The sequence below is a fragment of the Massilia sp. MS-15 genome (assembly GCF_020176695.1).
GTDB lineage: Bacteria > Pseudomonadota > Gammaproteobacteria > Burkholderiales > Burkholderiaceae_D > Telluria > Telluria hydrophila.
The window spans coordinates 1-11,336 of record NZ_JAIWIA010000074.1 but is presented as its reverse complement, the minus strand read 5'-3'; the positions used below and the strand labels follow the sequence as shown (position 1 = coordinate 11,336).

The window sequence follows — 11,336 nt, the reverse complement described above, 5'->3', positions numbered from 1 at the left end:
CGGCGCCGGCACCAGCAGCACCGGGCTCAGGCCCATCTGCTCCTGCTGGGCAGCGGCATTGGCCGCCTGCTGGGCGATGGTATCTGCCAGGCCCGGTTCGATGCCGGTGCCGTCGCCGCCCTGCCCCATCGCCTGCATCAGCAAGCGCTCGAGGCGGTTGTCGAGGGTCATCACCGACAGCTCGTTGGTGCCCGGGAACAGCTGCTGCACGATGGCCCGGCCCAGCGCCACCCGCACCATGGCGGTCAGCTCGCCCGGATCCTGGGTCTGCACCGCATATTCCGACAGCGACTCGATGATGGTGCGCATGTCGCGGATGTGCACGCCTTCCTGTAACAGGTTCTGCAGCACCTTCTGCAGGGTCGACAGCGACACGACCTTCGGCACCAGGTCTTCCACCAGCTTCGGGGTTTCCTTGCCCAAGTGATCCAGCAGCGCCTGCACTTCCATGCGGCCCAGCAGTTCCGAGGCGTGGGTCGTGATCAGGTGGTTCAGGTGGGTCGCGACGACGGTACCGGCGTCGACCACCGTATAGCCAAGGCTCTGCGCCTCGTCGCGCAGGCTGGCGTCGATCCAGGTGGCCGGCAGGCCGAAAGCCGGGTCGACGGTGGGTTCGCCCGGCAGCGTGCCGCTGGCCATGCCCGGATTGATCGCCAAAAACTGGCCGTTCATTGCCTCGCCCGCCCCCACTTCCACGCCTTTCAGGGTGATGCGGTAGCCGGACGGCTTGAGTTCCAGGTTATCGCGGATGTGCACCGGTGGCGCCAGGAAGCCGACTTCCTGGGCGAACTTCTTGCGGATGCCCTTGATGCGCTTGAGCAGTTCGCCGCCCTGGTTCTTGTCCACCAGCGGAATCAGGCGGTAGCCCACTTCCAGGCCCAGCGTATCGACCGCCATCACGTCCTGCCAGGTCGCTTCTTCCGACTCGGTCGGACCGGTGCTGCCGCTGACCGCGCTGGCTGCCGCGGCCTGTGCCGCCGCTGCCGCTTCCTTGGCCGGCTGGTCCTTGCCGCGCTTGGTGATCATGTAGCCGCCGCCGCACAGTGCGCTGCCCAGCAGCAGGAACACCAGGTTCGGCATGCCCGGGATCAGGCCCAGCGCAAAGATGATGCCGCCGGTGATGTACAGCACTTCCGGGCGGTTGAGCAGCTGGTTGGTCACCTGGCTGCTGATGTCGTCTTCGTTGGCGACGCGCGAGACCACCATACCGGCCGCGATCGAGATGATCAGCGAAGGAATCTGGGCCACCAGGCCGTCACCGATGGCCAGCAGCGTGTACACCTCGGAGGCTTCGCCAAAGCTCAGGTCGTGCTGGACTACGCCGATGATCAGGCCGCCGATCACGTTGATCAGGGTAATCATGATGCCGGCGACCGCATCGCCTTTCACGTATTTCGAGGCACCGTCCATGGCGCCGTAGAACTCGGCTTCCTGCGCCACTTCGCTGCGACGCTTGCGGGCGTCGGCTTCGCCGATCAGGCCGGCGTTCAGGTCGGCGTCGATCGCCATCTGCTTGCCCGGCATGGCGTCCAGGGCGAAGCGCGCGCCCACTTCGGCGATACGTCCGGCGCCCTTGGTCACCACCGAGAAGTTAATGATGGTCAGGATGATGAAGACGACGATACCGACGGTGAAATTGCCGCCGATGAGGAAGTGGCCGAACGCCTCGACCACCTTGCCCGCGGCCGCCCCGCCGGTGTGGCCTTCGGTAAGGACGATACGGGTCGAGGCCACGTTCAGCGCCAGGCGCAGCATGGTCGAGATCAGGAGGATGGCCGGGAAGGCCATGAAGTCGAGCGGCTTGACCGTGTACAGGGCGGTCAGCAGGACGATAACGGACAGTGCGATATTAAAGCTGAAGAACACGTCCAGCACGAAGGCCGGCAGCGGCAGGATCATCATCGCCAGCAGGATGATGATGAAGATCGGGGCGGCGAGCGCGCTGGCGCCCCGTGAAGCGAGCCCGTTCGTCCATGCCGGCAGTTTGATGCTGTTCATTCGTGCAATGCTCCGCTATTCGTATTTGTAGGGTGGGCGGGTCTCCCGCCCACGCGGTGATTGTTATCGGCTCCGCTTTCGCGCCGGATGATCTTGCCGCCAACTATCACCGCGTTGGCGGAGGATCCGCCCACCCTACGTGGATCGCTTACTGCAACGGGCCGGTATTCGCCCCAGGTCCCTTGTACGCCGGGTCGTTCGGGTCCATCTCGGCCGGTACCGCCAGCTTGCGCGGACGATCCGGGTAGTTGCCTTCGCCCTTCTTGTAGGCGCGCAGCTGGTAGACATAGGCCAGCACTTCCGCCACCGCCGAGAACAGCTTTTCCGGGATTTCTTCGTCGATGTCGGTGTGCTTGTAGAGGGCACGGGCCAGGGCCGGGGCTTCCAGCATGGTCACCTTGTGTTCGACGCCGAGTTCGCGGATCTTGGCGGCCACGTCGTCCACGCCCTTGGCCACCACCCGCGGCGCGCCCTTCTGGCCGTCGCTGTACTTCAGTGCCACCGCGTAGTGGGTCGGGTTGGTGACGATCACATCCGCAGTAGGCACATTCTGCATCATGCGGCCGCGTGCCATTTCGCGCTGCATCTGGCGAATCTTGCCCTTGATCTGCGGATTGCCGTCCGACTCCTTCGACTCCTGGATCATTTCCTGGCGCGTCATCTTCATCTTGTCGTGGTAATGCCAAAGCTGCCAGGGCCCGTCGATGGCGGCGATCACGCCCAGCGCGCCGACGATGAAGAGAAAAGCCTTGGCCATCAGCTCGCCCACGTGGGCGCTGCCGGCGTTTAGCGGTTCCACCGCCAGGCCAAGCATGGCCTCCTTCTGGCCCATGATGACGACCCATGCCACGGCACCCACCACCAGGGTCTTGGCGATGGCCTTCAGCAGTTCGACCAGGGAATTGGTGGAGAACATGTTGCCGATGCCGGAGATCGGGTTCAGCTTCATGAAGTTGGGCACGAAGGCTTTGGACGAGAAATTCCAGCCACCGATCAGGAGCGGCGACGCAAGCGCGACCAGCATGATGAGGCCGGCCAGCGGCAGGCAGGCCAGCAGCACGGCCACCAGGTCGGTGGTGATGCGTTCGATCAGGATAGCCGGGTTGTAGACCTGTTCGCGCGTGAGTGAGAGACCCGACTGCAATGCCTGGCCAAGCTTGTCCGCGAGCGAGCCGCCGGTCATCCACAGGCCGGCGCCGGCGGTCATCAGGACCGTGAACGTGGCCAGCTCCCGCGAGCGGGGAACGTCGCCTTCTTCACGAGCCTTTTCCAGTCTTCTGGGTGACGCTGGTTCGGTCTTTTCTGCGTCGCTGTCTTCTGCCATTGCCGTTTCCGTGTATCGCTTGTGCGTAGTGCAAGTTCAGTATTATCCCTGATGTTGCCTCACAGCTATACATCGAACAGGCGGGGAAAGTAGCGTGTATTCACACTGTGATGGGACACGGGACAGGAAACACATGGAAACAGCCGCGCCCCTTGAACTTTGTGTCAAAATGTCACAGTCGGGACTTACTTTTTAACTGGAAGAAATGTTTTGGTAATATAATCTGCTTTCAACTCCCCTGATTCGTGAGATCAGAATAACCAAGGATTTACCTATGAAAAAGCTTATCGCCGTCACCGCGATCCTGAGCCTGCTGTCGGCTCCGGTGTTTGCACAGTCCACCCCTGCCCAGCCACAGACTCCTGCTCCGCAGACTACTGCTGGCGCTGGTAGCTCCACGGGTACTGCTGGTACTGCTGGTACCGCCGGTACCGCTGGTACTGCCGGTGCCGCTGGTGCTGCTGGCACGGGTGGTCTGCTGGGCGGTACGGCCCTGGCCGGCCTGTCGACCACGGCCCTGATCGGTATTGGCGCCGCTGTCGCCGCCGTGGCAGTCGCTGCTTCGAATAGCGACTCGAGCACCAGCCACTCGGCTACCTCGCACCAATAATCTGACGGACGCTTGCCGTCCCGAGGTAAACGCACACTGGCCGCATCTGCGGCCAGTTCTTTTTGTACGTCGGGACATATAAACAAGGCGCCGTGACAGCGCCCTGCCATTTCAATACGTTCCACTCCAGGTCACGGCGATCTGTTTGGAACCCGGGGTAATGGCAAAACGCGAATCATCCCGCTGGGCCTGCCATAGCCAACTGCCGATCGCGTACCCGACCACGCCGCCCGCCACGACATCCGATACCCAGTGCTGGCGGTCGGCGACGCGGCCGAGCGAACCGACTGCAGCCAGGCCATACAGCCAGGGTGCATCGTATTCCTGCGCAAACGGAGTCACCGCTGCGAACGCCACTGCAGCATGATTCGAGGGGAAGGAAGCGTCCGAGCGCTTGCCTGCACGGCTACTTGCTCCCAGTTCCTCGTTCGGACGCGCACGGCCGATTACCCGCTTGCTCACCATGGATACACCGGCCGCGCCGGCGATCGATTGCAGCGAGATGATGCCCATGTTTTGCATGCGATTGTCGCCAAAGGCGACCGCCGCACCCGCGGCACCGGCCAGCACGACCGGCATGGCCTTGCCCGCCTTGCCCCATGCGTCGAGGACGCGGTTGTCTTCCCGTGGGCGGACGAAACGGTCGACTGGCTTGTCGAGCGCTGCGCTGGCGAGCACGGCGCCCCCGGCCAGCAGGGAACCCTTCGCCCACTGCGGCAAGGTCGGTGCAGCAGATACGGACTGCTCCACGCGCCAGCGGAAACGCGGCCAGGCATCGGGCAGCCGCTGCACAGGTCGCGTGATCACGTCGCGCTGCTGCTCGTCCCTGCGCTCGGCAAAATTCCCCAGCCCATCGTAGGCATTCAGGTCACGGCGCGGATCCTCGAACAGCTCGTACAGGTCGCCCGGGCTGGCCACCATCTGGCCCACGTCGCGGGTCCAGGGCGAGATTGCGAAGCCGGCAACTGCCTGGCTATCCGAAGGCAGCGTGATATTCAGGGGAATCGACAGGAAGATACCCTTGTCGTTGTACGGATCGGCCGGCGTGCCGGGGCTGGTGATGTCCCTGCCGTTGGTCCTGGTGAACCAGGCGCCGATCTCCACGCCGGAGCGGAAGCGGCGCTTGAATTCCAGGCGCACGCCTTCGTCCTTCGCCAGGAAGCGGCCCGCACGGCCGGTGACGGTGACGTCATAGGGCAGCTGGTAGTGCAGCGCGCCCAGCGCGGTCACAGTCTTGTAGTCGCGCTTGCCGAGCCATCCCTTGACGTCACGCTGCTGAAGGGCGTCGACGGTCAGGTCCGCCGCCCAGCGCCGGTCCTGCGGCAAGTACAGGACCTGGCCGCCCGCCCCGCGAAACATCTCTTCGTACAGGCCACCAGACGCGCGTGCGTACCAGTGCTCGTCCAGGGTCATGTACTTGTTTACCAGGGCGCGCTGCAGCTTGAAGCGTCCGCCGCGCTTGTATTCGGCGATGTCGGTGCGCACGTGAGGCAGCACGCTGTTCGACGGCTGCGTAACGCCTGACACATTCTCGAACAGGTTCAGTTTGAAGGCGCTGTTGAAGTACAGTCCTTCGCCCAGGCGCTTGTCGTAGTTCGCGGCCACCGCCGTTTCGTAGCGCAGGGCGCCGCTTGGATCGTTGAAGAACAGGGAGAACTTGGGCACCAGCTTGAAGCGGTTCGCCTCGCGGTCTTCCGAGCTGACCTGCACGAAATTGCCATCATGGTTGAGCTGCACGCCCAGCGCCGCGCCATCGTCGCGGATTGCGGCCAGCAGCCCCCCCTCCTCACCCACCTTGTCTGCCGGGTTCGAATAGCGCACCAGCATAGTCTGCAGGAAGTTTTCGCGCTCCACCAGGCCGGTCAGGTAGTCCGACAGGCGCTGGATGTCGAAGAATTCGTAGGTGGCGATCGGCTGTTCGAGCTTGGTGTAAGTGACGTGGATCGCGCGCACGCCGGTCGGTGCGAAGGCCAGCGCGGTACGGCTGGCTCGCCCGACCGCGCGGCCCATGTCCGAGATCCGGTTGTTGGTCAGCGACAGCCGCAGCGTCGCGCCGTCCAGCTCCACGCGCACGTTCTTGTAGTCCTGCCTGACGAGGGCCTGTACCAGCGCGGCTGGATGGCCGCTGCTGCGCCATTCTTCCAGGCTGACGCGGGCAGGTGCGTTTTTCGCCTGGAAATAGGCTGGCTCGTAAAGCTTTGGTATGAATTCGCGTTCGGAGAACGGGATACTGATGTAGGCGTTGGCGCTGAAGTGGTCGCGGTGACGGGCGACCTGGGCGCCGAGCCAGCCCCAGCGGTATTCGAGACCGACCGACGGGCCCTTGCGGCGCTCGCCGGCTGCGGTTTCTGCGGCACGGTGGTCTTTCGTGTAATCGTTGGCATCGTATTCCGCCACCAGCGCCCAGCCCGAAGCGCCGAGCGGCGCCCAGCGCACGCCGCCGAATACGCCGTCGGGCCGCCGTTTGCCATAGCCAAGGCTGGCCTCGATATTCCTGGCCTTGCCGAAGACCTTGGAAGCGACCACGTACCGGCCCTTGAACAGTTCGGTGCCAAACAGGTCGGTTGCGCCGACCGAGAGCGCGGGCAGCCACTCCGATTCCTCGAGCAGCTGCAACTTGCCGTCGAACACCTTGTCCTTGTAGCGGCCATACTCGCTGCCGTACTCGCCTTTCACGTCGGTGAAGCCGGCGATGCCGCTGATCGAGACATAGCGGCCCGTTACCTGCAAGAAGGGCAAGGGCGTGGCCGTGACCCACAGGCTGCCATACGGGCGGTCGTAGGCGTATCCTACGGATACGGTGCCGTCCGCTTCGACCCTGGCGTTCGGCATGTTGATATAGCCGGACTGGCCCTGCACGGTGGGCGTAACGGCGAGGGCGTTTGCCGTGCCGAGCACGAGCAGGCCGCACCAATGGTGCTTGAGTAGGTTTTTCTTTGCTTTGGACACGAGCGGATGCGAGGTAAGCGCTAAATAGGGGCGTTGCTGCCTGTTGAAGCCGGCATGAGGCCGGAAAGCCCGGCGGTCGGCAGGCGACCAGCCGCTTTTCGGAAAGAAGCTGGATTTTAACATGTGGCAAAAGACCATCTCGACATTCGCACGACCTGTGCCTGGCGAACCAAGGCTCGAGAATCGGCCTGCCAGAAGACTGTTGCCGATCAGGGCGACGCGTCCGCCTTGCCGATCTTTACTGCGACGCGGCGCAGGGTATCGGCGCACAGCGCCACGGCGCTTTCCGTGGTACCGGCTTCCGTGTAACAGCGCAGTTCGGGCGCGTTCCCCGACGGGCGCAGGTGCACCACTTCGCCAGAGGCAAAGGTCAGGCGCAGTCCGTCGGTCTCGTCGTAGTGCACCACATGCCCGCCGTCCGGGACCAGCCAGGCGCTGACGCTGGCGAGATCCTCTCGCAGTGACGCGATCAGTGCACGGCTGGCCTCGGCTGGCACCTCCTGGATGCGGTCGCTGGCGGTATAACGCGCTGGCAGGCTGGCCGCCAGCTTCGACAGCGGCAGGCCTCGCTGCACTGATGCGACCAGCAAAGCCAGGATGGGCAACACCGCGTCTCGGGTAGGCAAGGCCTTAAGGGTGTACTTCCCGAGTTGCACATCCGTGCCCACCAGGAAGCCGCCATTAGCCTCGTAACCGCCTACCACCGTAGCCGCCGGAGTAGCCTGCACCGCCGTTTCCATACCGGCGATCACATATGGCGAACCAATGCGCGTACGGACCACGTTCTGGAATGAGCCGCACTTTTCGACGACGGTGTTGCTGTTCACCGGCGTTACCACAACATCGACGCCCAAGATCTGTGCGCACAGTACGCCGACCACGTCGCCGCGCAGCCAAATACCGTTTTCGTCGCCGATCAGCGGCCGGTCCGCATCGCCGTCGGTCGAGATGATGGCATCGAACTCGTACGCTTGCGCCCATGCCCGGGCCTGGGCGACGTCTTCGGGACGCACCGCTTCCGTATCGATCGGTACAAAGGTATCGGTGCGGCCCAGCGACCTGACCTCGGCGCCCATGTTCTGCAACAGGGTGCGCAGGACATCGCGCGCAACGCTGGAATGCTCGTACAAAACCACGCGCTTACCCGCCAGCGCACCCACTCCGAACGCGCTCACATAGCGCGACACATATGCAGCTTCGGCGACGCCATCGGCTTTAGGCAATCCGGCAGGCGACCAGCCTTCGGCCAGTGCGACTTCCGCATCCAGCATGGCGGCCTCATCGGCTTTGGTGATCTCGCCTTCCGCACGGTAGAACTTGATGCCGTTGCGGTCAAACGGAATGTGGCTGCCGGTCACGACAATGGCTGGGGATTGCCGCAACGAAGCGTAATACGCCACCGCGGGCGTGGGCAATGCGCCGACGAATACGACGCTTTTGCCTGCATCGCGGACGGCCTGGGCACACGCGGCAGCAATCGCCGGGCTGCTGGGACGCAGGTCGTGTCCCAGCACGACTTCCGTGGCATCGGTCGCTACCGCCTGCAGGAAGGCCTGCGCGTAGGCGCCACACAGCGCTGGACTCATGGCCGAGACCAGGCCCCGTGCGCCGCTGGTGCCGAACGCGACGCCGCTAGTTTGAGAGATTTCGAACAGTTTCATTGACTTTCGTTGTGCTATGCCTGACTGCCGTTGGCACGCCATCTGACAGCTTCACGTGCCTGACAATATCAAGAAATAAGGGAATTCAACTCTCCTATTGTCTCACCTGAGATAGAGAAGCGCTGAACTAATCGATTTCTACTATTTCGGCGTTGCTTGGATGACGGCAAGCGCCACCGCCAAGTTTGTCGCCTGGGGTGGTAATCCCCCCATTTTTAGAGCACGCTAAAAGTAGAGGTTAAGCGGCAAGGGCCAATTTCTGTTTTGGCGTAATACCACCGAGCGCCATGTTGGGCCGGTCGTGATTGTAGGTCCACAACCAGTCGGTAGCAAATTCCTGGATTTCCTGAAGCGTCTCGAACAGGTGATGGGCAAGCCAATCGTAACGCACGGTCCTGTTGTATCGCTCGACGTAGGCGTTCTGTTGGGGCTGGCCAGGCTGGATGAAATCGATGCGAATGCCGCGCTTTGCGGCCCAAGCCAACGTCACTGCGCTGATGTATTCAGGACCGTTATCGCAGCGGATGGCTTCGGGTTTACCTCGCCATTCGATGATCCGGTCGAGCGAACGTATCACGCGCTCGGACGGCAGCGAGAAGTCGACCTCGATACCGAGGCCTTCGCGGTTGAAGTCGTCGATCACATTGAACAGCCGGATGCTGCGCCCATCGGCGAGCTGGTCGTGCATGAAGTCCATCGACCAGCTCTGATTAACCGCGGTCGGTACCGCCAGCGGCAGCGGCTTCTCACGCACCAGGCGATGGCGCGGTTTGATGCGCAGGTTCAGCTCGAGCTCCCGGTATATCCTGTAGACGCGCTTGTGGTTCCATTTGAAGCCCTTCACGTTGCGCAGGTACAGGAAGCACAGCCCAAAGCCCCAGTTGCGTTGGTTGTTCGTCAGCCGCACCAGCCAGTCGGCAATGAGGATGTTTTCCGCATCCAGCTTGGTCTTGTAGCGGTAGCAGGTCTGGCTGATGCCAAACGCTTTGCACGCCAGCTTGACCGTGGCTGCCCGCTCCGTTACGGCCCATTGCGCCATCCCCCGCCGCTGAGATGGCGCTACCATTTTTTTGTGAGCGCCTCCGCGACGATCTCGGCCTTGAGGCGCTCCTCGACGTACATCTTCTTGAGCCGCCGGTTTTCCTCCTCCAGCTCCTTCATGCGTGCCATCAAAGAGGCATCCATGCCCCCGAACTTGGAGCGCCACTTGTAGAACGTGGCGTTGCTGATGCCGTGCTCGCGGCACAGCTCCGGTACCGGGCTGCCGGCTTCGGCTTGCTTGAGGATGGCGATGATCTGGCTGTCGGTAAAGCGGGACGTCTTCATGTAGAGCTTTCTGTATCTTAAGTAGAAAATTCTACTTCTGAACGCGCTCTTTTTGTGGGGGGATTACCGTTCCAATCCCGTCTTTCTGCTGCGTGGCGGACTAAATACCAAAGAATGCCGCCCAGTTCATGCACTGCGGTCCGAATACGCTGCCATGTACTTTCCGCTGGCGTCCCCCCACCTTCGTTTTTCTGGTCTAAACGCGTCGAGGGCATTGCTACGGTTTCCACGCCTGCCCATGCAAATACCATCCTTGCACGGCGCATGTGATACTCGTCCGTTACCAGCAACACTGTCCTGATTCTTTCCTGCTGCAGCAAGCGGCCACAGAATTTTCCGTTTTCATAGGTGTTGACCGAGGTGTTCTCAATCCAACGTGCACATAGGCCGTGCGCCTGAAGAACCTGCTGTATCCCATCCGCGCCTTCCCCGCAAACCATCAATGGCAATGCGCGCTCTCGCTGGAGTGCAAGGGCGGCCGTAATCCGGTTCCGCGCGCGCACACCGTCAGCCGGTCCCGTCAGCACGACGATCACCTCCACAGCCTGGAGTTGCGGGCCCTTTAACCCGGATTGGTGCTGGGCTAAGGGGCTCTCGAGGAAATCGGCGACCAATTGAGGACTAGACACCGTACCTAGCAAAAGACCCGCACAGGCCGCGACAACGAGAAACCGCAACGATTTCATGGCTGATTCGGGACTGGCCGAAGTCGCTAGTCGAGCAGGCCAAGCGCCAGCGCCCTGCCCGGATCAACGACGCTGCGGCACGACAGGGTGAGCCTGTCCAATCCTTCCGGAACATAGAGCGGAACCGGTACCGGAACCGGGCTGGATTCCGTGCGCTGAGCCGACGGACGACGCGTTGGTTCGGCGGCCGGCCTCCCTTTCAGCATTTCGAACAGGGAAGCCCCCACGCTGGAAAAGCGGATCGACAGCATCAGGTTTCTCTTTGTGTCTTCCGACCAGGCATTCGTATTGCACGCGCTGATGCGCGATGCAGGTATGCCGTACGCCTGGTTCAGCCATTGAGCCCATGTGGTCGCCTGGCGTCCGGAAATCAGGGCTTTCACGGCCCGCGACGGCCCAAACGCCGTCGCCGGCAATTCCAGGCTGCGGCAGACTGCCTCCGCTACCACGTCGACGTCCACCACATTACAGATCCCCTCGCCACCTGCAGGTAAATAAATGCGCTCGGTGCACGTCAGCTTCCGAGCGAAACGGTCCCAGGAACCGCCTGCCCCGACGACAATGCTTGGCTGTAGCAATGCCAGGGTAAGCGAAGGGTGGTTCTTCAAACCGCGCGAAAACGCGCGCTCGAGCTGTTCCTTGCCGACAACGTAGGGAATACGCGCTGGACACCCATTGCTTTGCTCGGTAATCGTTTCGGCACGGTTGTCATAAGTGGCGAAGGAACCAAACGCAACGATCCTGCGGACATCGCTACGCGCTGCCGCGGCACAAATCGCATC

The 11,336-nt window shown here is 62.5% G+C and carries 7 protein-coding genes; all 7 read right to left on the bottom strand.

Going from position 1 to position 11,336, the window contains the following annotated elements:
• On the bottom strand, positions 1–1,998 hold a 1,998-nt coding region (gene flhA / locus LCI23_RS20030), incomplete at its 3' end, for a flagellar biosynthesis protein FlhA (RefSeq protein ID WP_224948215.1).
• A gap of 148 nt (positions 1,999–2,146) precedes the next feature.
• A complete protein-coding gene (gene flhB / locus LCI23_RS20025) occupies positions 2,147–3,322 on the bottom strand; it encodes a flagellar biosynthesis protein FlhB (protein WP_224948214.1) in 1,176 nt (391 codons plus the stop codon).
• Between the two features lie 721 nt (positions 3,323–4,043).
• Positions 4,044–6,830, bottom strand: coding sequence for a YjbH domain-containing protein (locus LCI23_RS20020; protein WP_224948213.1), 2,787 nt, complete (start codon positions 6,828–6,830; stop codon positions 4,044–4,046).
• Between the two features lie 260 nt (positions 6,831–7,090).
• Positions 7,091–8,542: a phosphomannomutase gene (locus LCI23_RS20015; protein ID WP_224948212.1), complete on the bottom strand. Its 1,452-nt coding sequence runs from the start codon at positions 8,540–8,542 to the stop codon at positions 7,091–7,093.
• 238 nt (positions 8,543–8,780) lie between these two features.
• Positions 8,781–9,868, bottom strand: a protein-coding gene (locus LCI23_RS20010; RefSeq protein WP_224948211.1) for an IS3 family transposase whose coding sequence is annotated in 2 segments (ribosomal slippage) — positions 8,781–9,616 and positions 9,616–9,868 — 1,089 coding nt in all. Because the reading frame shifts where the segments join, the coding sequence is not laid out codon by codon here.
• 17 nt (positions 9,869–9,885) lie between these two features.
• A complete protein-coding gene (locus tag LCI23_RS20005; protein ID WP_224948210.1) occupies positions 9,886–10,554 on the bottom strand; it encodes a YdcF family protein in 669 nt (222 codons plus the stop codon).
• Positions 10,555–10,580: 26 nt separating this feature from the next.
• On the bottom strand, positions 10,581–11,336 hold a 756-nt coding region (locus tag LCI23_RS20000), incomplete at its 5' end, for a hypothetical protein (protein WP_224948209.1).